We start from the raw sequence: 25690 nt of genomic DNA, 5'->3' as shown, positions 1-25690 counted from the left end.
CCGGTTTATTTCTCCAATGGTTTTGTTTTTTCTTTGAGCCAGATACGTTCCCGCTCTGTCATACGGGGACTTAAGGTATCATAGACCATCTGATGATAGTCATTGAGCCAGGAGATCTCCTCCTCGTTCATCAGCTCCAGCACCACCGGCGTGGTATCGATGGGCAGATAGGTAAAGGGCTGGAAGGCATAAAACTTTCCGTATTTCGTTTCCATGTGCTCCACCACCAGAAGCTCGTTCTCAATGCGGACGCCCACAAGGCCCTCTTCATAAATTCCAGGCTCATCGGTGATGGTCATGCCCGGCTGGAAGGGCACATGGTTGGTCATCCTGAGACTCTGGGGGCCTTCGTGGATGGGGCCCACAAAGCCCACGCCGTGGCCGGTGCCGCAGCGGTAGTCCAGACCGTACTTCCAGATCTGGGTGCGGGACATAATATCCAGGTTGGCACCGGAGCAGCCCTCCATAAAGACAGTCCGGGCAATGCCGATGTTGGCCTTTAACACATAGGTGTAATACCGCCGTTCCTCGTCGGTCAGTTCGCCCAGGGCATAGGTACGGGTGGTATCTGTGGTGCCATCCACGTACTGGCCGCCGGTATCCAGAAGAAGGAAGCCCTTCCGCTGAAGAACCGCATGGTTTTCCGGGGTCGGATGGTAATGCATCATGGCGGCATTGGCTCCGTAAGCTGCGATCACGGCAAAGCTGTCCTCCATATATCCCTCCTGTTCCTTACGGAAATTCACCAGAAGCTCTCCCACGTCTGTTTCAGAAACGGTCTCACCAGCAGCCAGCTTCTCCTCCAGGCACATCTGGAGCCGGGCCATGGCCACGCCTTCCTTGATATGGGCATTTTTGGTATTGGCGATCTCCACCGGGTTCTTCACGGCCTTCAGGCAGAAAACTGGCTCCTCTCCCTTTACAATGGTCACCCTGGGATTCTCCTCCATGGCCAGATACAGCCGGTAGTTGACGTTCTCCACGCTCACCAGCATGACCGTGGGCACATCGATGGCGGCGATCCCGTCCAGGATCTCCCCATACGGCCACACAGCCACTCCGTTTTTCTTAAGGTAATCCATAGCCTCCTCCGACACGCGGCTGCTGTCCACATAAAGGACTGCCGTTTCCTGGGTCAAAAGGACATAGGAAACAAAGGAGGTATTGTACACCACATCAGAGGCCCGCAGGTTCAGAAGCCAGGCAATGCTGTCCAGGCGGGTAACGGCCATGGCATCCGCCCCGTTCTCCTTAAGCCGGGAGCGGACCTGGGCGATCTTTTCTGCCGCAGAAAGGCCTGTATATTGTTCCGGAAGCAGATAGACCGGGCTCTGGGGGATGGCCGGACGGTCTGTCCAGATGGGCGTGATCAGATCCTCAGACCGGATCCCGATCCCCTGGGCAGAAAACGCTGTCTCCATATCCAGCACAGTCTCCGCCGCAGTGACCATGCCGTCGATCCCCAGGACCTCTCCCTCCTTCAGCCTGGAAAGAAGAAATTCCTGGATGGTGGGCACGCCTTTTTCCTTCATACGGTAGAGGACGATCTCGCTGCCGGCCATCTGCCGCTCCGCCTGGATAAAATAACGGCCATCGGTCCACAAACCGCTCTCCGTTTCAGTGACCACTAAGGTTCCGGCAGAGCCGTCAAAGCCCGAAAGCCAGGCCCTGGCTCTCCAGTGATCGGGAAGATATTCGCTGATATGGGGATCCGAGGACGGGATCAGGTATGCCTGCACCCCGGCTTCCGCCATTTTTTCACGAAGCAGAGAAAGCTTCTCATTGGTTGTCATGACAATCTCCTTTCAATTTTCCTGGAATTCCGCTTGTTCCAGCATATAAAATAGGACCGCATAGAAAACGGACTTCCGGGTTGCAGGCATCTGACGCTCATGGTCAGACGCCCGCAAAACGAAGCCCGCACAGGTTTGGGGCAAACATATTTATTTAATATTTCTTGCAGCCAGCTCCCGGATATTTCCCTTATAGGGAGTAAACGGGATCTCGCCCTCGTAGTTTAAGAAGTCCACCACATATCCGATGGCTGCGGCTGCGCCGTAGATCATGCCCTTTTCGTCCAGGTCGAACTCCGGCGTATGGTGGTTGGCTCCGGTTCCCATCTCCGGATTCTGGATCCCGGTGAAGGTGATCACGCCCGGCCAGTACTTTAAGTACGCCTGCATGCTCTCGCAGGCCATCCACGGCTGGGCCTTTGCCAGAGCCTCTTCTCCCATGTATTTCTTAACGGCGTTCCTTGCGATCTCGCTGCAGGTCTCGTTGTTATAATTCTCAAACAGCGGATCCTTCATGGAAATGATCTCATAGGTACACTGGTTTAATTTACATTCTGCCTCCAGGACCTCTTTAAACTGCTTCATAAAGCTGGCTCCGGCCCCCGCCACATTGAAGGTGCGGATGGTGCCGTCGAATACCAGCTCGTCGGGAACGATGTTCATGGCCGTTCCGCAGTGGACGCTGCCCACAGAGAAGGTCAGGATATCTGTGGGAGACACGTATTTCATGCGGATCATGTTCATATGATTGTAGATGGAGTTGAAGCAGTCCAGCACGCTGTGGGCCAGATCCGGACGGGAGCCGTGACCGGCCAGACCCTTTAAGCGGATGGCAAAGCCGTAGCCGCCGGAGAACACTGCGCCCGGCTCTGCGGAAACCTGGCCCGCCGGAACGTCCCACTTCACATGGGTGGCGATGCAGGTGTCGATAGGAAGCTTCATAGTCTCCACGATGTAGGGGAGCAGGTTGGCGATCTGGCCGCCGCCCTCTTCGCCCCGCTCGAAGCAGAGGACGATGTTTCCGTTTAATTCGTCCTTGTGCTCGTTTAAGATCTTAGCCTCACCCAGCAGCATGGCCGTATGGGAATCGTGGCCGCAGGCGTGGGAAATGCCGTCATTTTTTGACACGCACAGCTTATCGCAGCATAAATTCTTTGTATTTTCCTGGATGGGAAGAGCGTCCATGTCGGCGCGCATCAGAACGGTCTTTCCCGGCTTTCCGCCGTGGATCTGGCCCACGATGCCGCCGTCGGGAACCTCCACATACTCGATCCCCAGGGCATCCAGCTCCTTTTTAATGAACTCCAGGGTCTCAAATTCCTGTCCTGTCATTTCCGGATATTCATGCATATGTCTCCGGATCCGTACCATGTAATCAAAATTTTTCTGTGCTTCTTTGAAGATCTCCATTTTTTTCTCCTCTCACAGCAGACGGTGCGGGGCAGACGCCCCGCAGTCTATACGTTTCCTTATTTTACTGTCACACGGCGGAAATTCTTCTTTCCCCTCTTTACAACGATGCCGTCGCCGGAAAGCTGTTCCTTTGTGTAAACCGTTTTAATATCCTTTACAGCTTCGCCGTCCACAGATACGCCGCCCTGCTCCACATTTCTTCTGGCCTCGGAGCGGGATGCACAAAGACCGGATTTCTGTACGATGGACAGGATATCGATGGTGCCGTCGGTAAAGTCATCGTCAGAGAGCTCGGCTGTGGGCATTTCTGCTGCGTTTCCGCCTGCAAACAGGGCCCTTGCGCTCTCCTGGGCCTTTTTGGCCTCCTCATCGCCGTGTACCAGGGCAGTCAGCTCGTAGGCTAAGATCTCCTTGGCTTCGTTTAACTGGCTTCCTTCCCATTTATCCATTTCATCGATCTGCTCTAAGGGCAGGAAGGTCAGCATCCGCAGGCACTTTAACACGTCGGCGTCGGCGATGTTTCTCCAGTACTGGTAGAACTCAAAGGGACTTGTCTTATTGGGATCCAGCCATACGGCTCCGGACTGGGTCTTGCCCATCTTCTTGCCCTCAGAGTTCAGGAGCAGGGTGATGGTCATGGCATGAGCGTCTTTTCCAAGCTTTCTCCGGATCAGCTCCGTGCCGCCTAACATGTTGCTCCACTGGTCGTCGCCGCCGAACTGCATGTTGCAGCCGTATCTCTGGAACAGCTCGTAGAAATCGTAGCTCTGCATCAGCATGTAGTTGAACTCCAGGAAGCTTAAGCCCTTTTCCATTCTCTGCTTGTAGCACTCGGCAGTCAGCATACGGTTTACAGAGAAATGCGGTCCGATCTCTCTTAAGAAATCAACGTAGTTCAGATCCAGGAGCCATTCCGCATTGTTTACCATCATGGCCTTTCCATCGGAAAAGTCGATGAAACGGCTCATCTGCTTTTTAAAGCAGTCGCAGTTGTGCTGGATGGTCTCCACGGTCATCATCTGGCGCATATCGCTTCTGCCGGAGGGGTCTCCCACCATTCCGGTGCCGCCGCCGATCAGGGCGATGGGCTTATTGCCTGCCATCTGTAAACGCTTCATTAAGCAGAGAGCCATGAAATGGCCCACATGCAGGCTGTCGGCAGTGGGATCGAAGCCAATGTAGAACACGGCCTTTCCCTCGTTTACCATTTTCCGGATCTCTTCCTCATTCGTCACCTGGGCGATCAGGCCTCTTGCCTGTAATTCCTCGTAAACTCCCATTTTATCATTCTCCTTTTTCTGTGATCTCTGTATTCTGTTTCGTTGGCCGATTTCCGCACAGAAGGGGCAGAAACGAAGCGCCCCGGGATCCCGCTCCCAGGAACGCCGTGAAAACAAAAAAGCCCCGCCCTTCTGTTTCAAAAGGACGAGGCCAACGGCTCGTGTTACCACCTAATGTTCCCGCATAACTCACATTATACGGCTTATGAAGTCTCCTTACAGGACTCCGGCCCTTTAACGTGGGCCCCTCCGTCGCAGCCTACTGAACGGACTGCCGCTCTTCCTCCCAGACATGCTCCGGGATTCCAGGCAGGCTTTCGCGGTTCGGTGCGAAGCTCCGAGATGTATTCACGGCTCCGATCCCGCGCGCCTCTCACCCTCCGGCAGCTCTCTGTGCGGATCCTGTGGACCGTTACTGGTTCTCTTCATTGCTGATACCTGTTTGGTTTTCAGCCGTCACCGGCTATAAGCCACATTATAGGGAGGGCGGGAGGGTTTGTCAAGATATATTATCTTAAATATTCTGCGGCGAGCCTTCCAAAGGTCACAGCCCCGGCCAGGACTGCCCGCTCGTCAAACCGGATCCCTCCGTTATGGAGAGGCAGACGGGTCGCCGGATCCTCACTGGCTGTCCCGATGCGGAACATGGCTCCGGGAACAAGTTCCAGATAGCGGGCAAAATCCTCCGATCCCATGGACGGCGTTTCCAGGGTCACGACGTTTTCGCTTCCCAGTTCTTCCGCTGCCGCCTTCCGGATCCGCTCCACAACTGCCGGATCACAGATCACCGCCGGAACTCCCCTTTTATATTCCACCTCACAGGAAGCCCCCAGGGCCTCTGCTCCATGACAGGCGATCTGCCGGATCTTCTCCTCCATCAATGCCCTGGTCTCACGGCTTACGGTCCGTACTGTTCCTTCCATGGTGACCGTATCCGGGATCACATTGGCTGCTGTTCCTCCTTCGATCCTTCCCATGGTCAGCACCGCTGCTTCCAGGGGAGCCACAGATCTGGAAACCACCGTCTGCAGCTCTGCCAGGATATAAGCGGCCGCTGTAATAGGATCGACACTTTTATGTGGATGGGCTCCATGTCCTCCCCTTCCCTTTACCGTCAGGGACACGCTGTCTGAAGAGGCCATAAAGGAACCGCTCCTTACTCCAACGGTTCCGGCCGGGAGATCCGGCCAGCAATGAAGTCCCACGGCGAAATCAGGGTGGTATTTTTCAAACAGCCCGCTGTCGATCACCGACTGGGAACCATTCAGCTTCTCTTCTGCCGGCTGGAACAGAAATAATACTGTACCTGCTAAATCCTTCTTTATCCCTCCCAGGACCCGGGCAGCCAGGAGAAGGGCAGCTGTATGGATATCATGGCCGCAGCTATGGCAGACCCCCTTCTTCTCCGAGGCAAAAGGAAGGCCAGACCGCTCCTCCACCGGAAGAGCGTCCATATCTGCCCGCAGAAGGATCGTTCTGCCAGGCCGTTCCCCCGCTAAAACACCTATAACTCCAGTCTCCAGAGGCAGCTCTGCAATGGATATCCCGTATTCCCGAAGCTTTTCTCTTACCAGTGCCGAGGTCTCCTTTTCCTCCATCGAAAGCTCCGGCTGCTGATGGATCCTTCTGCGGAGCTCTACGGCATCCTCAAAATACTGCTCCGCCATTTTCCGTATATTGCTCATGCTTTCCATCCTTTTCTACGACTTTTTTACCGTTCTTCCAAACAGCAGGGTGCCGGCTGCTAGGAAAACTGCCAGAAAACCAGCCGTTCCCAGAGTGACCAATACAGGGCTTGCCAGGATCATCATGGGTCCAATGGTATTATATGGCTGCTGCCAGAAGGAGCCCAGGGTGCTGGATCCGGAAACGCTCTCTGCTGCCAGAGTATCGCCATTGGGGTCCAGGACCTTGATCAGAAGAAGTCCGGTCGCCAGGCTTCCGGTACACTGACCATATGCGCCCATGGCCATTTCAAACCAGTCTTTTCCATACCACTTTTTGGCCAGTACGATACAGATCACAGCCGTTACTGCCGTAATTGCAGCAGATGTCAGAAGGATCGGAACAAGATAGGAAGCCAGCACACTCATTTTTATAGTTGCCACATTCATGGCAATGGCGTATTCCAGAGCCACGCCAGAGATCCGCTTCATACTTCCCCGGTCAATATACTGGTTATACTTCGTCTTGCTGATCGCCACTCCAATGATGGCTCCCATGATGAGGCACATGGTATAAAGCGGGATCCGCTCCCAGAATGGGAACACCTTAATGATCGCTTCCCTAAGAAAGTGGGAAACCGCGATGATCGTACCGACGATCATCATCTGGAACGCCATGGGATCGATCACGGACGGATTGGAGATTCCCATCGCTGCCGGCTTTCTCTGCTCCGCGGGAAGAATACCGGTTATATCCTTTTTCTCCACATAGCTGCTGTCCATTTTCTGTCTGGTATAGCCTTTTTTCGCTCCCCAGTTGATGATCCACATACCGCCGATCACGGCCACGAACATACCGATGGTGGCATAGGTCAGGGCAATACCCATGGCTTCCTCCCAGCCCTCAGTGGCAAAGCAGCCGCCCATGATCCCGGCAGAGCCATGACCGCCATAAAAGCCAGATACAGGAAGAAGTCCCATGGCGTAAGGAACATTATCCATAAATGTGGACAGTAAAAAAGCGATCCCCAGTCCAACTAACACCTGGGCCATGAACACCACACCGGTCACACAGGTGGTAGAAAGCACATCTCTCCCGAACTTTCCTGTGGACGTACCCAGAAATGAAGTGGCAAAAATAAATGCAAACAGAAAGTTGGTCCACTGGGAGATCCACTCGCTGAACTGCAGATGGACCGGTGAAAACTGGCCCAGCACCTGCGGACCCAGAAGCAGTCCAAGGATCCCTGCGATCAGAGATGTGGGAATATAATACTTATAAAAAAACGGGATCTTCTGCCGGATCAGGAACGCCAGGAACAAAAGCACGCTGACGGCAGAAATGTCGATCAATACAGTAGTCAGTGTCATATCATCCATCCCCTCTCTTTTTTAACGGAAGTTCTGCTCCATATACGCCGCGATCCGGTCCACACACCGGGTCACGATCTTTTCCCCTTTTTCCCGGGTAGCCACCGTTGCGTCACCGATGGTCCCGTTGGGCGTCCTGTCCGTAAACCGGCCAAAGCCAATGAAATCCGGGAAATCCCCTGCCGTGATCGGCTCCACTCTGGAGAGCTCGTCCATATCCACCAGCTCCGGGTAAAGATACAGCATTACAGAGGTTCCACATTCGCTGGCATGGCCGTGGGCCATCTGCCCGCTGTACTGGAAAATATCGCTGCCGTTGGCGTTGGTAAACCTCCACCAGTCGATCTGCACCAGCCGGATATCGTGTTCATTCAGATATTTTTTTCCAATGTAATTTACCGTATCCACGTTTCCCGCATGACCGGTGATAAACACAAAATTCTTCGCCCCATCCTTAATGAGCTTTCCTACCAGGAAATCCAGCCAGTCCTCTAAGATCTTTCTCGGCATGGCAAAGGTACAGGGGAAGGAGGCCAGGGCTGAGGATTCTCCGGCTTCAATGGTAGGCGCGATCAATGCACCGGTCTTTTCTGCCACCAGCTCTGCGATCCGCTTTGCTGCGATCAGATCACTGCCCATGGGAAGCTGCGGGCCATAGATCTCACAGGCCCCGGTGGGAATGATCACCGTCGGATTTTCGGCCAGTCTCTTTAAATATTGTTTTCCGCTCATTTCTCTGATATAATTTGTCATAATCTTGAGTCTCCTTTCCGTTTCCGGTTTTGTTGAGACAATTTTAGCATCGGGGATCCATAATGTGAAATGAAGAAAAAGTGTCACGTTATGCAGAAAACAAATGTCCGCAAAGGAGAGATGAAATGAACTTAGAAAATATGAAATGCTTTATCAGCCTGGCGGAATGTCTGAACTTCACCAGGGCTGCCGATAAAGAGCATATTACCCAGACCTCCATGAGCCGGAAGATCAGCAGTCTGGAAGAGGAGCTGAATGTCCGCCTGTTTTACCGTGATAATCATTCGGTCGTCCTTACAGATGCCGGGCGGGAGTTTTATATCCAGGCCCAGAGGCTTCTGGAGGTATATAATGCCTCCATTGAAACGGTCCAGAATATCCACCAGGGCTTTACCCGTTCGCTGAAGATCGGCGTGGGGATTTATGAAAGCGAGCTCTTAAGCCCCTTTCTGGGCACTTACGTCTCTGAGCATCCAGACCTGCGGATCACCTGTCTCCAGTACAGCTACCGGGAGCTTTTAAAGCGCTTTGAACAAAACCTTCTGGATGTCATCATCACCAGTGACCAGTTCCTGGCCGGAATCCAAAAAGAATATTTTAACGCTGCTATGATCTATGAGCATGATTGGAGGCTGGCTATCTGCCGGGAATCCCCGCTGGCCTCCCTGGAAAGGATCTCATCATCTGACCTGGAAAACGAAGTCCTTATCACCATGTACGATGGCAGCATTTCCCAGATTTCTGATCACTATAAGCCCTTTTTCCGTTTCCGCGATATTATCCATGTCAACTCATATGACACGAAAATGATGATGGTCAACGCGGGCCTGGGATTCGGAATGATCCCCGATTTTATCCGTCTCGGGAAGTATGACCATGTAATAAAAAAGAGCTTTGCATTTCCTTATCTGCCAAGGAAATTTTATGCTCTCTGCCGGAAAAACGATCCTAATTTTTATGTAAATGAATTTTTCGGGGAATATGTGGAATTTACGGCGGAAGGAAACGGGGCAGCTTCATAGCTGCCCCACATCAGAACCTCGCTCTTTTCCCTTCAGATACATCCTTACCAGCGTACTGGCCACCAGTTCCAAGTGCATGATCACCATTACGACAAACATTTGATCACCGGCATCTGCGATAAAAATCCCAGAATTTTTATACACCAATAGGAGCAGTGCAATGCTTACCCAGGGTATCCCCCAAAACCAGCCCCCTTTTAAGAAAAGCCGCAGACCCGGAGAATTTACCAGGTAATAGATCACCAACGCTATGGTAAACCATGCAAGAGCATCATAGCGGCGAAACTCCGGCCCATGGACGGCCAGTCTCGGAACCGCGTTTCCCAGGATCATAAATTCGGCAAGGACCAACACATCAAAAAGTTTCCCTCGAAGCTCCTTCAGTTCCAGATCTCCCACCGGCGTGTGCCGACCCGCCAGCCATCGGACCGCCCGGTCTCCGTTCTTCCAGACCAGCAGAAACAATGTGATCCGTAAAAACAGGAGCCCCAGTAAAAGATACCGGGCTGCCTGGCCTGGCTGTGTCCATGAAAAAAGACAGAACAGTCCGCATGCGATCTGGAACAGGAGCCAGTACATATCATTTTTTCTCATACCGGGTTCACCCCCTCTGGCCTGCCAGTCCCCCCAGCCGTTCCAATATCTCCCTGGCCTTCTCCATCATGGGGCCGCAGTCCTTATTCTTATTCCGCTTATCCTGGTAGAACATCATGGGCTTTTCTCCCTGGACGAACCGCAGGGCGTTCTTGTATTCCCCGATGAGTCCCGGAATACCGGAAACGTCTAACTTCGCCTTGGGATACAGCTCCATACGGATCTCCTGGCGGTTGACAGCCACCCCGGTCACATAGGCCCGGTGGGCTGCGGCCTTTAACTCCGCCACCTTCAGAAGATTTTCCACCGGTCCGGGGATATCTCCAAACCGGTCGATGAGCTCATCCTGCATGTCCATGTATTCCTCTTCGTTCTCAATGGCCGAGATCCGTTTGTATACATCCAGCTTCAGATACTCGTTCTTAATATATCCGTCGGGGATAAAGGCGTCGATGTCGCAGTCCACCACAGTCTCGAAGCTCTCCTCCTCTGTGGTCTCTCCCTTAAGGGCCAGGACGGCCTCATTTAACATCTTGCAGTACAAATCATACCCCACGGCCTCCATGTGGCCGTGCTGCTCCGCTCCCAGGATGTTCCCCGCCCCGCGGATCTCCAGGTCCCGCATGGCGATCTTAATGCCGGAGCCCAGCTCCGTGAATTCCCGGATTGCCTGGAGGCGCTTTTCCGCCTCCTCCCGCAGCATTTTGTCCCGCTTGTACATGAGGAACGCAAAGGAGGTGCGGTTGGAGCGGCCGATGCGCCCGCGGATCTGGTAAAGCTGGGAAAGGCCCAGCCGGTCCGCGTCATGGATGATCATGGTGTTGGCGTTGGGGATATCCAGCCCCGTTTCGATGATGGTGGTGGATACTAAAACGTCGATGTCGCCGTTGACAAAATCCAGCATGATCCGCTCCAGCTGACGCTCGTTCATCTGCCCATGGGCAAAGGCCACCTGAGCATCGGGCACCAGAGAGGCCACATGGCCTGCAATCTCGTCGATGTTGCTGACTCTGTTGTATACATAGTATACCTGGCCGCCGCGGGCCAGCTCCCGGTGGATGGCTTCCCGGACCATCTCGTCGTTATACTCCATCACATACGTCTGGATGGGCACACGCTCCATGGGCGGCTCCTCTAAAACGCTCATATCCCGGATCCCGATGAGGCTCATGTGGAGAGTCCTGGGAATGGGGGTGGCAGTCAGGGTCAGCACATCCACGTTCTGCTTCAGCTGCTTGATCTTTTCCTTGTGGGCCACGCCGAACCGCTGCTCCTCGTCGATGATGAGCAGGCCCAGGTCCTTGAACTGCACGTCCTTGGAGAGCACCCGGTGAGTGCCGATGACGATGTCCACAAACCCCTTTTTCAGCCCCTCCAGCGTCTTTTTGATATCCGCCGGGGTCTTAAACCGGGACATCAGATCCACCCGCACCGGAAAGTCCTTCATCCTCTGGATAAAGGTATTGTAGTGCTGCTGGGCCAGGATGGTGGTGGGAACCAGGTAGACCACCTGCTTTCCCTCCTGGACCGCCTTGAAGGCCGCCCGGAGAGCGATCTCGGTCTTTCCGTAGCCCACATCGCCGCAGATCAGCCGGTCCATGATCTTCCGGCTCTCCATATCCTTTTTTGTGTCCTCGATGGCGGAAAGCTGGTCGTCGGTCTCCTCATAGGGGAACATCTCTTCAAATTCCTTCTGCCAGACCGTGTCCTCCCCGTAAACGAAGCCCTCGGCGTCCTGGCGGGCGGCGTAAAGCTCCACCAGCTCCTTTGCGATCTCCCGCACGGCCGTGCGTACCCGGGTCTTTGTCTTTCCCCATTCGGCCCCGCCTAATTTATTGAGCTTCGGCGTCTTCGCATCGGCTCCGGCGTACTTCTGGATCCCGTCCAGGCGGGTGGCCGGAAGATAGAGATTTCCGCCGTCGGCATACTCCACCTTGATATAATCCTTGATCACATGGTCCTGCTCGATCTTTTCGATCCCCCGGTAGATACCCAGGCCATGGCTCTCATGGACCACATAGTCTCCCACGGACAGCTCGGAAAAGCTGCTGATCTTCTTGCCCTCGTAATTGTACTTTTTCCTTTTCTTCTGGCGGCGCTCGTTTCCGAACATGTCGCCTTCCGTAATGACCACAAATTTGATCAGCGGATATTCAAAGCCCTTATGGAGCTTTCCATAGGTCACCAGGATCTCCCCCGGGCTCACCGGACGGCTGGGATCCTCGGGGCAGAAGGCCCGCAGATCGTACTCTCTCAGATCCCCTGCCAGACGGCTGGCCCTGGTCCGGGACGCAGAAAGGAGCACCACCCGGTAGCCTTCCTTTTTCCAGCGGGTCAGATCTTTGATCAGAAGCTCAAAGCCGTTCTGGTAGGAATTGACATTTTTTCCCGTGATGCTGTATTTCTTTTTAACGGCCATGCCCGGAAGCCGCTGGTCCAGGCCCGTCATAAAAATGGCCTCCGGCGTCTGGGCCGCCGCCAGCACAGCCTTTGCGGAAAATAAAAGATCCGTCTGGCCCGGAAGCAGATACCCCTTTTCCAGACGGTGGCTCATGCTCTCCCGAAACTCAGTTTCCACCGCTCCGGCCTTTTCCAAAAGCCTCTGGGGCTCATCTAAAAATATGGCAAGGCCTGCGCGCTCCCCAGAGCCGCCGTTTCCGGCGAGAGCTCCGTCCGTCCGGTCCGTTCCCGCCGCTTCCTTCATGTACTCCAGAAACGACACCGTCTCCTTACAGAAATACCGGATATATCCGTCCAGGGCGTGGGGGTCAAAGCCCTCCCTTAAGGCCTCGCACAGTTCCCCCACGGCAGTCTTGATCCGGTGGGCCTCCTCGGGCTTTCCTGCCTCCCGGAAGGCCTTTTCCTGCTTTTTCCCTTCCTTTTCGATCCGGTCTGTGCCGTTTTCCATCTGCTCCTTTGTTAAGGTCAGCTCCGCCGCCGGATAGATCAGCACCGAATCCATCTGGGTAATGGATCTCTGGCTCTCCGGATCAAAGGACCGGATGGAGTCCACCTCGTCTCCCCACAGCTCGATCCGCACCGGAAGCTCCTCGGTCAGAGGGAAAATATCAATGATTCCTCCTCGGATGGAAAACTGGCCCATTCCGTCCACCTGGCCCGTCCGCTCGTAGCCCAGATCCCGGAGCCGTTCCTTCATATCCCCGATATCCAGGACCTCTCCGGACTCCACCAGGATCCGCCGCTCCTTCATCATGGAAAGAGGGAGAAGATGGTCCATGAGGCCGTCCACCGTGGTCACCACGGTCCCGCCAACATCCTCCATCAGGTGCTTAAACACCTGCATCCGCTGTCTGGTCAGAAGGTTTCCATGGATATCGGAGCTGTAAAACAGAAGATCCCTGGCGGGATACAGCCATGTATTCTTTTCAAAATAGCTGAAGTCATCGTAAAGCTCCCTGGCCCTGGTATCGTCGTGAGTCACAACTAACCTCCAGGCCTTCTCCTCCGAAACCTGGTACATCACATGGACCTTCTGGGAATCGGTGACGCCGCAGATCTGGACGGGTCCTTTCCCTTTCATAAGATCCTGCTTCATGTCTCCATATTCTGCCAGCTCCGTCAGCGGATTTGCAAATATCTCTCCCATTCTTCTCCTCTCCCGATCCTTTTACGCCTGGCCGTCCTTCTTCCGGTTATGGCTGTTCATGGCATGGTCGATCCCTTCCTCCACTGCCTCCATGACCGCATCGGCCGCTTCCTTTACTGCGTCCTCCATGATCTTTCTCTCGCCCTGGGAAAAATGGCCCAGCACATAGTCGGCCAGATCCATCCTGGGCGGCTTTTCTCCCACGCCCACCCGGACTCTGGGGAACTCCTGGGTCCCCAGATGGGCGATGATGCTCTTGATCCCGTTGTGGCCTCCGGCGCTTCCCTTGGCCCGGATCCGAAGCTGGCCGGGAGCCAGGCTGATGTCGTCATAGACCACCAGGATGTCCTCCGGGTCCACCTTATAATAATCGGCAGCCGCCCGGATGCTCTCGCCGCTGGAATTCATATACGTCTGGGGCTTTAAAAGGATCACCTTCTGCCCCCCGATCACAGCCCTGCCGCAGAGGGCCTTGTGCTTTTTCTCCGATATGTCGGCTCCCAGCTTATCTGCCAGGGCGTCCAGCACCATGAAGCCGGCGTTATGGCGTGTATTTTCATATTCCTTTCCCGGATTCCCGAGACCTGCTATTAAAAACATATGGTATATTTTCTCCTTTATCCCATGATTTATGGTTTTACTATTCTATCAGTTTTATCCATGACTTACAAGTCCCAAATCCTTTGCTCCTCCTCTTCCAATTCCTGCCGTTTTCCAGTATACTATGGGCATGGGGTATTTTATTAAATTCTTACATTGGGGGTATCTTTTATGAACATGCTTCAGATGAGCGAGGCCATGCGGGACGGCCGCTCCATCTCCTTAAAAAGCCAGACCCAGCTGATCATCGCCCTTTCCATTCCGGCGATCCTGGAACAGCTGGTCATGACGCTCATGAGCTATATCGACACCGCCATGGTGGGCAGCCTGGGTCCGGGAGCCACGGCGGCCATCGGCGTGGTAGCCAGCTCCATCTGGCTAATGAACGGCCTGACCAGCGCCATTGCCGTGGGCTTTTCCGTCCAGATCGCCCAGTACCTGGGAGCCGGACGGGACGGAGACAGCCGGAACGTCCTGTGCCAGTCCATCCTGTTTAACGTTTTGTTCGGTGTGGTCATGGCCGCAGCAGCCATCGGCATCGGCCAGGTCCTGCCGGAGCTTCTGGGCTCTGATCCGGAGATCGCCCCGGCGGCCAGGTCCTACTTCTGTACGGTGGCCTTCTTCTTCCCGTTTTCCATGGCCTCCGCCCTGTACTCCAGCATCCTGCGGTGCAGCGGAAACATCCTGCTGCCCAGCATCATGAACGTGGGCATGTGCGTGTTTGACGTGATCTTTAACTTTATCTTCATTTACCCGCCCCGGGACATCGGCGGCTTCCACGTCTGGGGAGCCGGCCTCGGCGTCCAGGGCGCGGCTCTGGGCACAGGACTCGCCCAGGCCTGCGTGGCCGTGACCCTTCTTCTGGGCATCATCTGCCGTAAGGGGCCGCTCCGCTTCCAGGGAAACGAGACCTGGCGCTTCACAAAGCCGTGCATGAACAACATGCTGCGCCTGTCCACGCCCACTGCCCTGGAGCGCATGGCCCTCTCCCTGGCTCAGATCGTCATGACCTCTGTGGTGGCCGGAATGGGCACCGTGGCCGTGGCCTCCAACTACGTGGCTGTCCAGACTGAGAGCATCTGCTATCTTCCTGCCTTCGGCGTCGCCTCTGCCGCCACCGCCCTTGTGGGCCAGAGCATCGGAGCCCGGCGGCTGGATATGGCAAAGCGGTTCGCCTACGGGACCACGATCTTAGGCTCCATCCTGGTATTTTTCATGGCGCTCTTAATGTTCGGCTTCGCGCCCTTCCTCACCAGCCTCCTGACAGCTGACACGGAGGTAGCGGAGGTCAGCGCCGGACTTCTGCGGATCGTAGCCTTCTCAGAACCGCTGTTTGCCGTCAGCATCGTCGCCACCGGCGCGCTCCGGGGAGCCGGGGACAGCAAGGCCCCGTTCTTCATCAACCTGTTTACCATGTGGGGCGTCCGTGTCATGACGGTTCTGGTGTTCACCCATCGGTTCGGCGTCACCGGCGTATGGATCTCTATGACTGCCGAGCTGATCACCCGCGGCATCGTGTTCCTGATCCGCCTGCTGCGGGGCCGCTGGCTGAAAATGCCGGTGCTGTTCTGATCGATTGTTCCCAGACGTATTTTATGGTATAATAGACTGGCTGCGGTTCCCGGACTGCGGCCAGTTTATGATTGGGGGTATTCTATGAACAACAGAACAGATTTTGATGTGATCATCATCGGCGCGGGGCCGTCGGGCATCTTCTGCGCCTACGAGCTCATAAAGGAGCGGCCTTCCTTAAACATACTCATGGTGGAAAAGGGCCGTCCCATTGAAAAGCGGGTATGCCCCAAGCGTACCACCAAGGTCTGCGTGGGGTGCAGGCCATGCAGCATCACCACCGGCTTTGCGGGAGCCGGCGCGTTTTCTGACGGAAAGCTCTCCCTGTCTCCGGATGTGGGAGGGAACCTGCCGGATATCCTGGGATATGACAAGGCCCTGGAGCTGATCCATGAATCCGACGATATCTATCTGAAATTCGGGGCAGACACAAATGTCTACGGCGTCGATAAGCAGAAGGAGATCCAGGAGATCCGCCGGAGGGCCATCATGGCAAACTTAAAGCTCATCGAATGTCCCATCCGTCATCTGGGCACTGAAGAGGGCTATAAGATCTACACCCGCCTCCAGGAACACCTGTTAAGCAGCGGGGTACGGATCGAATTTAATACCATGGTCCAGGATATCCTCATCGAGGACGGCTGTGCCAGAGGGATCCTCACTGATAAGGGAGAAACGTATTATGCCCGGGAGATCGTGTCCGCCATCGGCCGCGAGGGCTCCGACTGGTTCTCCCATGTATGCAGGGATCACGGGATCGAGACAAAGGTCGGCACCGTGGACATCGGCGTCCGGGTGGAGGTCCGGGACGAGGTCATGGAATTTTTAAATAAAAACCTCTACGAGGCCAAGCTGGTGTATTATACGCCCACCTTCGACGATAAGGTGCGTACCTTCTGTACCAATCCGTCGGGAGAGGTGGCCACGGAGTATTACGAAAACGGCCTGGCGGTAGTCAACGGCCATGCCTACAAGTCCCAGGAATATAAGACCCACAACACCAACTTTGCCCTTCTGGTGTCCAAAAACTTCACCAAGCCCTTTAAGACGCCCATCGAATACGGCAAGCATGTGGCCCAGCTTTCCAACATGCTGTGTGACGGAAAGATCCTGGTGCAGACCTTCGGCGATTTCCTCCGGGGCCGCCGGACCACTGAGGAACGGCTCTGCCGGAACAATCTGATCCCCACCTTAAAGGACGCAGTGCCTGGAGATCTGTCCCTGGTGCTGCCCCATCGGATCATGGTGGACATTAAAGAAATGCTCCTGGCTCTGGACAAGGTAACGCCCGGGATCGCCAGCGACGAGACCCTGCTTTACGGCGTGGAGGTGAAATTCTACTCCAATAAGGTGGTGGTAAATAAGGATTTCGAGACCAGTATCCCGGGACTCCGGGCCATCGGCGACGGCGCGTCCGTGACCCGCGGACTCCAGCAGGCCTCCGCCAACGGACTGTCGGTGGCAAGGAGTATTCTGGGGAAGCTGTAAAATAGGGACGCCCCCATATCCTCCCAAAGAAAGCATCGCTTTGGGAGGACATGGGGGCTTTGGCGGGGGCGGAGACTGAAGGATGGGGCGGAAGGGATGGGAACTCCTGGAGGGATTATTTTGAATGCTGGGGTCTGGAGCTGGGGGAGGTCAGGTCGAAGCTTAGGGCCAGGAGGTTTTTTATGGCGGCGTCCAGCTCTGGTTCGTTCAGAAGGATGCTGAGCCATTTTTCTTTGTTCATGTGCCAGGCGGGGAAGAATCCGGGCTGGGTGCGGCAGGAGGCAGCCAGGACCGGGTCGCATTTTACGTTCAGGATCTCTGCGGTTCCATCTCCCGGAAGCCCCAGTTTATTTTTTCCTGTTTCCAGGATCACTCCATACCATTTTTTGTTGTCTTTGTGACGGAGGACAGCGTTTCTGTCCTTCCACGGATACTCCGGCTCTGTGCCGTATTGGTCCATGCACCAGGCGAACAGTTCCTGTCGTGTCATTCTCTTTCCTCCTCCTGATCCGGTATCTGCGTTTTCCGGTATTCCTCTTCCAGTTCTTCTGCCAGGTATGCATCCAGAAAATCCCCCTTCACAGAGCGGCGCGTTCTCTGGGAAGGGGGATCTCCTATCTCCTGTGATGTGCTTCCGGGTCTGTCCCGCAGAGTCCGGCATAGGCGGCGTACATCTGGGTGGTGGCGGGATCGGCATGGCCCATCATGGTCTGGACAGCCTTCACATCGGCCCCGCCGCCGATCAGATGGGCCGCAAAGGAATGGCGCAGGGTATGGGGCGTGATGTCCTCCTGGATCCCTGCCTTTTCCCCGTAATATTTCACGATCTTCCAGAAGCCCTGGCGGCTCATGAGGCCGCCGCTGCAGTTGATGAAAAGCCAGGGCGCGTCCCCGCCCTTTACAAGAGCCGGGCGGGCTGTTTCCAGATATCTTGAAAGTGCCTCCTTGGCCACGCGGCCGAAGGGTACGGCCCGCTCCTTATATTCGTCCCGGCAGGTAATGAAGCCCACAGCCATATTCACATCGGAAAGCTCCAGATGGATCAGCTCCGATACGCGGATCCCGGTGGCGTAAAGGAGCTCCAGCATGGCCTTATCCCGGATCTCCTTGGCAGAATCCCCCGACGGCTGGGCCAGCAGGCGGTCCACCTCCTCCACGGTCAGGATCACCGGAGCCTTTTTTTCGATCCTGGGCGCATGGATGGATTCTGACGGATCCTTTCTGATCCGCCCGCGCTTGAATTCGTATCCGAAAAACGCCTTCATGGATGCCAGGTTCCTGGACACCGTGGACGCCGCCTTCCCTTCCTTTTCCAGCATCAGCACATAGGAATTCAGCGCTGTCCTTGTGACCCGGGACAGCTCCCGGATCCCCATTCCTTCCAGGAACGCCGCCATCTGCATTAAATCTCTCTGATAGGAAACGCGGGTATTTTCTGAAGCATGCTTTTCCGCCTCCAGATACTCCGCGAACCGTCTAATCTCTTCTTTCATCTCACTCTGCCCGATCCCCCGTGATCTTCTCTCATACACGATCCTGCCCAAAACGGGCTGTTTTCCTCATTATAGTCTCACTTTTCCATAAAATCAAACACATTTTTACCCCTTTTCTCCCACTTTCCAGGCGGTTTCCATACAAAGCCCAACATGTGGCACTCCCCGGACAGCGGCCTTCCACATATTGTAAAAAGAATTTTCCACCGTTCATCCGGTGATCCAGGCAGTTATCCACGGATTCACAAAGCTTTCCGCCGCCGCTCCCAGGACCGCTGCCAGGACCAGCGCCAGGGCCGCAGGCGCGGTCATCTTCTTTTTCTCCTCCTCCATCCACCAGGCCGTCACATAAAATACAGCCATGTACGGCACAGCCTGGGGAAGGACCAGGGCCAGGTACCGGAAGATCCCGGAAAGCCCGCTCCCCATGGTCAGGGCGCTGACGGTCACCGCCGTGGAAAAACCCAGGTAGGCCGCCGTCCCCATAAAAAGAAACGGAGCCGCCGGCGTCATGGAGAACAGGATCAGGCAGAAGGCCTCCCCCAGCCGTTTTCTTAAAACCGTAAAAAAAAGCCCCATGAAATCCAGCTTTAACAGCATGGCTGCCGTGACCATCCCACTCCCCGCATCCCTAAGCGCCTCCTTCCATCCGGAATCCGGCCAGTTGCAGAACCGCGTCCCAGCGGCGGCTCCCAGGAGCAGAAAAAAGGACAGCCAGAATCCTGGGCTGTCCTTCCTGTTTCCGAAATTTCCCATGGCATCCCCCATACAGTACAGGCTTCTTTTGTTCCCACTATATGACGGCCATGTCCGGTCTATTCCATTTTTATCCGTTCACCGGATCCCTTCCCGCTGGGCATATGCCATGATGGCAGCCACCGTCTTTCCGTCGGTGAGCTTTCCTCCGTAGATCAGCTCCAGCAGGTCCTTTACCTCCCATTCCTCCACATCGATGCTTTCGTCTGCGTCCAGGTGCTGCTCTGTCTTTACCAGATCCCTGGCCACAAACAGGTCGATGGCCTCGTCGCAGAATGCCACGGTTGTGTTGATGGTCATGAGGTATTCCATGGTCTCCGCTTTAAACCCGGTCTCCTCCTCCAGCTCCCGGTACGCACATTCGATCCGGGGCTCGTCCGGCGCATCCACCTTTCCGGCCGGCAGCTCCAGGGTAAACCGGTCCAGGGCGTTCCTGTACTGGCGCACCATTAAGAGCTTTCCATCCTTTGTCACCGGAAGCACTGCTGCCGCCCCGTCGTGGTGGATATAATCATAGGTCTCCTGGATCCCGTTGGCCACCACCGTATCCCTGTATACCTTAAGGATCGTCCCGGTGTACGCCAGCTCCCGCTCCAGGCGGATCGTTTTTTCCATAACCGCTTTCTCCTCCCGCCTATTTTAACCGCTTATTTTTCTCGTAGTTGGCGTCGCAGGCCTTTATGATGGAGCTGCGGAAGCCTCCCTCCTCCAGGGCCGCCACACCCTCGATGGTGGTGCCGCCGGGTGAGCAGACCATATCCTTTAGCTCGCCGGGATGCTTTCCGGTCTCCAGGACCATTTTTGCACTTCCAAGGACTGCCTGGGCAGCCATCCGGTACGCCATCTGGCGGGGCAGGCCGTTCTTCACACAGCCGTCGGCCAGGGCCTCGATGAACATGTATACATAAGCCGGGGAACAGCCGCTGGCGCTTCCCACCACATCCATGAGCCGCTCCTCCACCAGTTCCATTTTTCCAAAGGAAGTGAACAGTGTATGGAGAAGCGCCTTTTCCTCCTGGGTGAACAGGACTTCATCATAGCAGACTCCCGTCATGCCCTCACCCACCATAGCCGGTGTGTTGGGCATGGAGCGGACCACCCGAACCTGGCCTCCCAGGCCCTCTGTCAGGTCGGAAATGGTGTATCCGGCTGCGATGGAGATGATCACCTGGTCCTTCGTCACCACGTCTTTGATCTCCCCAAAAACCCGGGGCAGCACCTGGGGCTTTACAGCCAGGACCAGGTACTTTGCCTGTCTGGCGCACTCTGCGTTGGAGCCCGCATGGGGAACCCCCGTCTCCCTGGTGACCTGCTCCATTTTTTCCTCATGGGCAGAGGAAAAGATCATATCCTCCGGGGAAAATTCCTTTAAAAGCCCCTTCATGATGGCAGTCGCCATGTTGCCCATTCCAATAAAACCGATTTTTTCCATTTCCATTCCCTCCTGAGATGTTCCCGCACAGGGGAGGGCCGCTTTTCTATGAAAGCGGAACCACGGCCCCCTCATACGTTTCTTCAATAAACTTCTTTACCTCCCCGCTCTTTAAGGCATCCACCAGAGCCTTGATCTTTTCATCATTCTCATGGCCCTTCTGGACAGCTACCACATTTCCGTAGGTAGTGGCGCCGATGGATTCTGAATCCTCACATACAAGAGCGTCCGCCACCTTTAAACCTGCTGCGATGGCATAGTTTCCGTTGATGACAGCCAGATCCACGTCCTGGAGAGAACGGGGAAGCTGGGCTGCCTCCATTTCAATGATATCGAAATTTCTCGGATTGTCAACGATATCCTGCTTGGTTGCCGTAAGTCCTGCGCCCTCCTTCAGGCCGATGAGCCCCTGGGCCTCTAAAAGCAGGAGAGCCCTGGCCTCATTGGTGGTGTCATTGGGAACGGCAATCTGGGCTCCGTCTGCCAGCTCCTCCAGGGAAGCGGTCTTTCCGGCATAGATCCCAAAGGGCTCATAATGGATCACAGCCGCAGAAGCCAGCTCCGTCTTTTTCTCCGCATTAAATTCATCCAGATACGGCTGGTGCTGGAAATAGTTGGCGTCCAGGTCTCCGGCATCCAGGGCCACATTGGGCTGTACATAATCGTTATACTCTTTGATCTCCAGGGTATAGCCTGCCTTCTCCAGCACCGGCTTCGCCGCCTCCAGGATCTCTGCGTGGGGAGCCGGGCTGGCTCCTACGACGATGGTGGTGTCCTTACCGGAATCTTTGGAACCGCAGCCGGCTAAAAGTCCGGCCACAAAAGCGACTGCCAGGAATGTATAAATGTTTTTTCTCATGATGATCTTTCTCCTTTTGATGTTTTCATTTATATCAAAACCGTTCCGCCCTCCGCCTGCGCGCTTTGGTTTTGGCCGGTCAGGATCTGATCCATACGTTTAAAGAGCCTTCTTCCGTGAGCCTAACGGGCCCTCCGGTCCACCTTTTTCACCAGGGTCATGCCCAGGGACTGGATCACCTGTACCAGGATCACTAAGAAGAGAATGGCGATCCACATGATGCCGTCCTCAAACCGGTAGTAGCCATAGTTGATGGCAACGGCTCCCAGGCCTCCGGCCCCGCAGAAGCCGGCCATGGCCGAGTATCCCAGAATGGTGGTCACTGCAATGGCCCCGTTGGTGATCAGAGATGGCTTCGCCTCCGGAAGGAGCACCTTTACGATGATCTGCCAGGTGGAAGCGCCCATGGATTTGGCCGCTTCGATGACCCCGGGATCCACTTCGTTTAAGGATGCTTCCACGATCCTGGCCACATAGGGGGCCGACGCCAGAGTCAGAGGCACGATAATGGCCTTGGTTCCCACGCTGGTGCCCACCAGCTTTCTGGTGAAGTTCTGGATGGCGATCACCAGGATCAGGAACGGAACAGAACGGATCAGGTTGATGATCACGCCCAGGGCCTCCTGGGCCCTGGGGTTGGGACGGATCCCGTTCTTTGCCCAGACAACAAGCAGGATTCCCAGGGGGATCCCGATCACATAGGCCAGAGCCGACGATGCAAACGTCATGATCAGGGTATTTCCCAGTTCTTCTAAAAACAGAAATGCCAGATTAGAGTTCATTTTTTCCAACCTCCTCATAAGGTACTTTCGCCCGGTCCAGATACTGGAGGACCCTTTCGATGTCCGGCTCATGATCCGGCAGCTCAATGATCATCTGTCCTGCGGCCTTTCCCTTTATATCCCTGGTGGCTGCGTACATGATGTTCACCGGCACCTTACATGCCAGTACCACGTTGGAGATCACCGGCTCACTGGACGCCAGGCCGTCAAAGATAATACGGAACAGCCGTCCCGTTCCAAATTCTACTTTTTCCGCTGCGTCGCCCAGGATCAGCTGGCGGCCGATTTTGGACTTGGGCTCTGCGAACACCCGGGACACCTCGCCGATCTCTGCAATGTGGCTCTTGTCGATGATGGCCACCCGGTCGCAGACAGCTTCGATCACGGCCATCTCATGGGTGATGATGACGACTGTAATGCCCATGGACTGGTTGATCTCCTTCAAAAGCTGAAGGATCGCTTTGGTGGTATTGGGATCCAGGGCGCTGGTGGCCTCGTCACAGAGGAGTACCTTTGGATTGGTGGCGATGGCCCTGGCAATGGCTACCCTCTGCTTCTGGCCTCCGGAAAGCTGTGCCGGATATGCGTTTTCCCGGTCCTCCAGTCCCACCAGCTTTAAAAGTTCCCGGGCCCTGGCCTTTGCTTCTTCTCTGGGAGTCCCTGCGATCTCCATGGGGAAACAGATATTTCCCAGGACTGTCCTCTGGGCCAGCAGATTGAACTGCTGGAAGATCATTCCCATGGACTGGCGGACCTTTCTTAACTCAGCATCCTGCATTTCCGACAGGGGCTTTCCGTCATAATAGACCTCTCCCTCGGTGGGGACCTCCAGATAATTCATACACCGCACCAGGGTGCTTTTTCCTGCCCCCGAAAGGCCGATGATCCCGAAGATCTCCCCAGGCATGATCTCCAGACTGATGTCCTCCAGCGCCCGGACCGTTCCCTGGCTCCCTGTAAACGCTTTTCCAAGACCATCCATACGGATGATCGGAGTCTTATTTTCCATGCTTTTCTCCTTTTCTCCGGCAGACCGGCTGCTTTTTTCGCCGCCCGCGCAAACAAAAAACCGCAGCCCCTCAGGAACTGCGGTTTACCCTCTTTGTTGATCACAGGATATCTGACTACTCACAATCCATACAGGAATGATTCTGGTCTGCAATTTTTTCCACGCAAAAAATCATGCCGCACATGGCCATGCCGCACATCAGACCCATCATATTCATCTGTACTGATACGATCGCCGTTTTCTTGCTCATCCTGTTTCCTCCCGGGCGTTTGTACCGCCCCGGCTTTCTCTGGTAACTTTTCGTTACTCTGGATTTTACACCACATTTTCTGAATCGTCAATACTTTTTTACAAATTAACGTAATAGTTCAGCCATGCGGAGAACCAGATGGGAAAACGCGTTGAAAACTTGTTTTCATAAGTGTTTTCCTGTCTGGTTCTCCATAGGGCAGACGCCCGATGCTTCTTGTCCGCTAACAGCGGACAAGAAGATACACGGCTGAACTGTCACAAATTAACGCCGATAAACGTCTGCCCCAATGCGGTGTCCGGATCCAGTCCCCCCTCCGCCCCTATGACATAAAAAATCCGGCGGTACAGGGTCTCCCCATATACCTCCGGATCTTTCTTATTGTTCTGTGCTCTTATTTTGCATAATCCGTTACTCTGGATTCCCGGATCACATTGACCTTGATCTGTCCCGGATATTCCAGCTCGGACTCCACCTTCTTAGAAATTTCTCTGGCCATCAGAACCATATCGTCATCGCTGACCTGTTCCGGTACGACCATGATACGTACCTCGCGTCCTGCCTGGATCGCAAAGGACTTATCCACTCCCTTGAAGGAATTGGTGATATCCTCCAGCTGCTTTAAGCGGTTGGTGTATGTTTCCAGCGTTTCTCTTCTGGCGCCGGGTCTTGCGGCAGAGATCGTATCTGCTGCCTGGACGATACAGGAGATCAGGCTGGTGGGTTCCACATCGCCATGATGGGATTCCACTGCGTTGATGACCGTAGCCGACTCCTTATATTTCTTACAGAGCTCGGATCCCAGCTGTACATGGGAGCCCTCCATCTCATGATCGACAGATTTTCCAATGTCGTGTAATAAACCGGCACGCTTTGCCAGTCTCACATCCACGCCGATCTCAGAAGCCAGCAGACCGGAAAGCTGGGCAACCTCGATGGAATGCTTCAATGCATTCTGCCCATAGCTGGTCCTGAACTTCATCTTTCCAAGGAGCTTCACCAGCTCCGGATGGATTCCATGGATCCCCACCTCCAGGGCGGCTGCCTCTCCTTCTTCGCGCATCATGTTCTCGACTTCCTTCTGCGCTTTCTCCACCATTTCCTCGATCCTGGCCGGATGGATACGTCCATCCACGATCAGACGCTCCAGGGCGATCCTGGCAACTTCTCTGCGGACCGGATCAAAGCCGGACAGTACGACGGCCTCCGGAGTATCGTCGATGATCAGCTCAACGCCGGTCATGGTCTCCAGAGTACGGATATTCCGTCCCTCTCTTCCGATGATGCGTCCCTTCATCTCATCACTGGGGAGCTGTACCACAGAAACTGTGGTCTCTGCCACATGGTCAGCCGCACATCTCTGGATGGCTGTGACCACATACTCCCTGGCCTTTTTGTCTGCTTCTTCCTTTGCCCTGGCTTCCAGCTCCTTGATGAGCTTGGCAGTGTCGTGCTTCACATCCGCTTCCACAGACTTCAGAAGATACTCTTTTGCCTGATCAGAAGTGAGACCGGAGATCTTTTCCAGCTCCTCCTGCTCTTTCGCAAACAGTTCCTCCACTTCGGCAGTGCGTTTCTTTAAAGAGTCCTCTCTGGACACCAGGCTGGACTCTTTCCGTTCCATTGCCTCTGCTTTTTTATCCAGATTTTCCTCTTTGCTGAGTACGCGGCGCTCATAGCGCTGAATCTCTGCCCTTCGTTCCCTGGTTTCCTTCTCCAGCTCATTTTTTGCCTTCAAATTCTCTTCCTTGGCTTCCAGGAGAGCTTCTTTTTTCTTCGTCTCTGCGACCTTCAATGCTTCATCTATTATTTCTCTGGACTTTTCCTCTGCGCTTCCGATCTTGCTCTCATAGCTTTTCTTCCGGTAAGCCACAGCTGCAAGCCAGGTAATAGGAGCCACAATAACCGCTGCGATCAACGCGCTTATTATTGGTGACACAGGAGCACCTCCT

The 25690-nt window shown here is 54.9% G+C and carries 22 protein-coding genes; 3 read left to right on the top strand and 19 right to left on the bottom strand.

What is annotated here, in order from left to right:
- Positions 1-5: 5 nt before the first annotated feature.
- From OCV69_RS09395 to OCV69_RS09370, 6 genes are all read right to left on the bottom strand, one after another.
- Entirely contained in the window at positions 6-1793 is a 1788-nt protein-coding gene (locus OCV69_RS09395; protein WP_158358847.1) for an aminopeptidase P family protein, read from the bottom strand.
- 150 nt (positions 1794-1943) lie between these two features.
- Positions 1944-3203, bottom strand: coding sequence for a M20 metallopeptidase family protein (locus OCV69_RS09390; RefSeq protein WP_158358846.1), 1260 nt, complete (start codon positions 3201-3203; stop codon positions 1944-1946).
- A 59-nt stretch (positions 3204-3262) separates the two neighbouring features.
- Positions 3263-4486, bottom strand: a complete 1224-nt coding sequence (gene tyrS / locus OCV69_RS09385) for a tyrosine--tRNA ligase (protein ID WP_158358845.1) — start codon at positions 4484-4486, stop codon at positions 3263-3265.
- Positions 4487-4995: 509 nt separating this feature from the next.
- Entirely contained in the window at positions 4996-6171 is a 1176-nt protein-coding gene (locus OCV69_RS09380; protein ID WP_158358844.1) for a M20 metallopeptidase family protein, read from the bottom strand.
- A gap of 15 nt (positions 6172-6186) precedes the next feature.
- Positions 6187-7521 (bottom strand): sodium/glutamate symporter, encoded by a 1335-nt coding sequence (locus OCV69_RS09375; protein ID WP_158358843.1) that lies wholly within the window; start codon positions 7519-7521, stop codon positions 6187-6189.
- A 21-nt stretch (positions 7522-7542) separates the two neighbouring features.
- A complete protein-coding gene (locus OCV69_RS09370; RefSeq protein ID WP_158358842.1) occupies positions 7543-8274 on the bottom strand; it encodes a creatininase family protein in 732 nt (243 codons plus the stop codon).
- Between the two features lie 125 nt (positions 8275-8399).
- On the opposite strand from OCV69_RS09370, the gene OCV69_RS09365 reads away from it, so the two are divergent.
- Positions 8400-9296: a LysR family transcriptional regulator gene (locus OCV69_RS09365; RefSeq protein WP_158358841.1), complete on the top strand. Its 897-nt coding sequence runs from the start codon at positions 8400-8402 to the stop codon at positions 9294-9296.
- On the opposite strand, the gene OCV69_RS09360 is transcribed toward OCV69_RS09365, so the two are convergent.
- Genes OCV69_RS09360 through pth form a run of 3 tightly spaced genes read right to left on the bottom strand, consistent with a single transcriptional unit; the run spans position 9291 to position 14097 of the window.
- Positions 9291-9890, bottom strand: coding sequence for a hypothetical protein (locus OCV69_RS09360; protein WP_158358840.1), 600 nt, complete (start codon positions 9888-9890; stop codon positions 9291-9293). The two genes, OCV69_RS09365 and OCV69_RS09360, sit on opposite strands and share 6 nt — an antisense overlap.
- A 7-nt stretch (positions 9891-9897) precedes the next feature.
- On the bottom strand, positions 9898-13497 hold the full coding sequence (gene mfd, locus OCV69_RS09355) for a transcription-repair coupling factor (protein ID WP_158358839.1): 3600 nt from the start codon (positions 13495-13497) through the stop codon (positions 9898-9900).
- A 21-nt stretch (positions 13498-13518) separates the two neighbouring features.
- Positions 13519-14097 (bottom strand): aminoacyl-tRNA hydrolase, encoded by a 579-nt coding sequence (pth, locus tag OCV69_RS09350; protein WP_158358838.1) that lies wholly within the window; start codon positions 14095-14097, stop codon positions 13519-13521.
- Between the two features lie 171 nt (positions 14098-14268).
- Between pth and OCV69_RS09345 the strand changes: the two genes are divergently transcribed.
- Together OCV69_RS09345 and OCV69_RS09340 are read left to right on the top strand one after the other, a co-directional pair.
- Complete coding sequence (locus OCV69_RS09345; RefSeq protein ID WP_158358837.1) at positions 14269-15669, top strand: MATE family efflux transporter; 1401 nt, start codon at positions 14269-14271, stop codon at positions 15667-15669.
- Positions 15670-15753: 84 nt separating this feature from the next.
- The gene (locus tag OCV69_RS09340; protein WP_158358836.1) at positions 15754-17157 is read left to right on the top strand and encodes an NAD(P)/FAD-dependent oxidoreductase; all 1404 of its coding nucleotides are present in this window, start codon (positions 15754-15756) and stop codon (positions 17155-17157) included.
- Positions 17158-17272: 115 nt separating this feature from the next.
- Here the strand turns inward: OCV69_RS09340 and OCV69_RS09335 are convergent, their stop codons facing one another.
- The 10 genes from OCV69_RS09335 to rny form a co-directional block, all read right to left on the bottom strand.
- On the bottom strand, positions 17273-17647 hold the full coding sequence (locus tag OCV69_RS09335; protein WP_158358835.1) for an MmcQ/YjbR family DNA-binding protein: 375 nt from the start codon (positions 17645-17647) through the stop codon (positions 17273-17275).
- A gap of 124 nt (positions 17648-17771) precedes the next feature.
- Positions 17772-18650 (bottom strand): tyrosine recombinase, encoded by an 879-nt coding sequence (locus OCV69_RS09330; protein WP_158358834.1) that lies wholly within the window; start codon positions 18648-18650, stop codon positions 17772-17774.
- Between the two features lie 210 nt (positions 18651-18860).
- Positions 18861-19406 carry a hypothetical protein gene (locus OCV69_RS09325; protein WP_158358833.1) on the bottom strand — a complete coding sequence of 182 codons (546 nt, stop codon included), beginning with the start codon at positions 19404-19406 and terminating at the stop codon, positions 18861-18863.
- Between the two features lie 78 nt (positions 19407-19484).
- The gene (locus OCV69_RS09320; protein WP_022272984.1) at positions 19485-20021 is read right to left on the bottom strand and encodes an NUDIX domain-containing protein; all 537 of its coding nucleotides are present in this window, start codon (positions 20019-20021) and stop codon (positions 19485-19487) included.
- A 19-nt stretch (positions 20022-20040) separates the two neighbouring features.
- A complete protein-coding gene (gene proC / locus OCV69_RS09315; protein WP_158358832.1) occupies positions 20041-20838 on the bottom strand; it encodes a pyrroline-5-carboxylate reductase in 798 nt (265 codons plus the stop codon).
- A gap of 46 nt (positions 20839-20884) precedes the next feature.
- Positions 20885-21697, bottom strand: coding sequence for a MetQ/NlpA family ABC transporter substrate-binding protein (locus tag OCV69_RS09310; protein WP_158358831.1), 813 nt, complete (start codon positions 21695-21697; stop codon positions 20885-20887).
- A gap of 122 nt (positions 21698-21819) precedes the next feature.
- Positions 21820-22479 (bottom strand): methionine ABC transporter permease, encoded by a 660-nt coding sequence (locus tag OCV69_RS09305; RefSeq protein ID WP_158358830.1) that lies wholly within the window; start codon positions 22477-22479, stop codon positions 21820-21822.
- Entirely contained in the window at positions 22469-23488 is a 1020-nt protein-coding gene (locus tag OCV69_RS09300) for a methionine ABC transporter ATP-binding protein (protein WP_158358829.1), read from the bottom strand. The genes OCV69_RS09305 and OCV69_RS09300 overlap by 11 nt, the downstream gene beginning before the upstream one ends.
- A 115-nt stretch (positions 23489-23603) precedes the next feature.
- Positions 23604-23738 carry a hypothetical protein gene (locus tag OCV69_RS09295; RefSeq protein WP_262563073.1) on the bottom strand — a complete coding sequence of 45 codons (135 nt, stop codon included), beginning with the start codon at positions 23736-23738 and terminating at the stop codon, positions 23604-23606.
- Positions 23739-24132: 394 nt separating this feature from the next.
- Positions 24133-25677 carry a ribonuclease Y gene (gene rny, locus OCV69_RS09290; RefSeq protein WP_022272991.1) on the bottom strand — a complete coding sequence of 515 codons (1545 nt, stop codon included), beginning with the start codon at positions 25675-25677 and terminating at the stop codon, positions 24133-24135.
- Positions 25678-25690 lie beyond the last annotated feature (13 nt).

The sequence above is a fragment of the Alitiscatomonas aceti genome (genome assembly GCF_025567195.1).
GTDB classification, from domain to species: domain Bacteria; phylum Bacillota; class Clostridia; order Lachnospirales; family Lachnospiraceae; genus Alitiscatomonas; species Alitiscatomonas aceti.
This window is presented reverse-complemented; position numbering and strand designations above follow the sequence as displayed.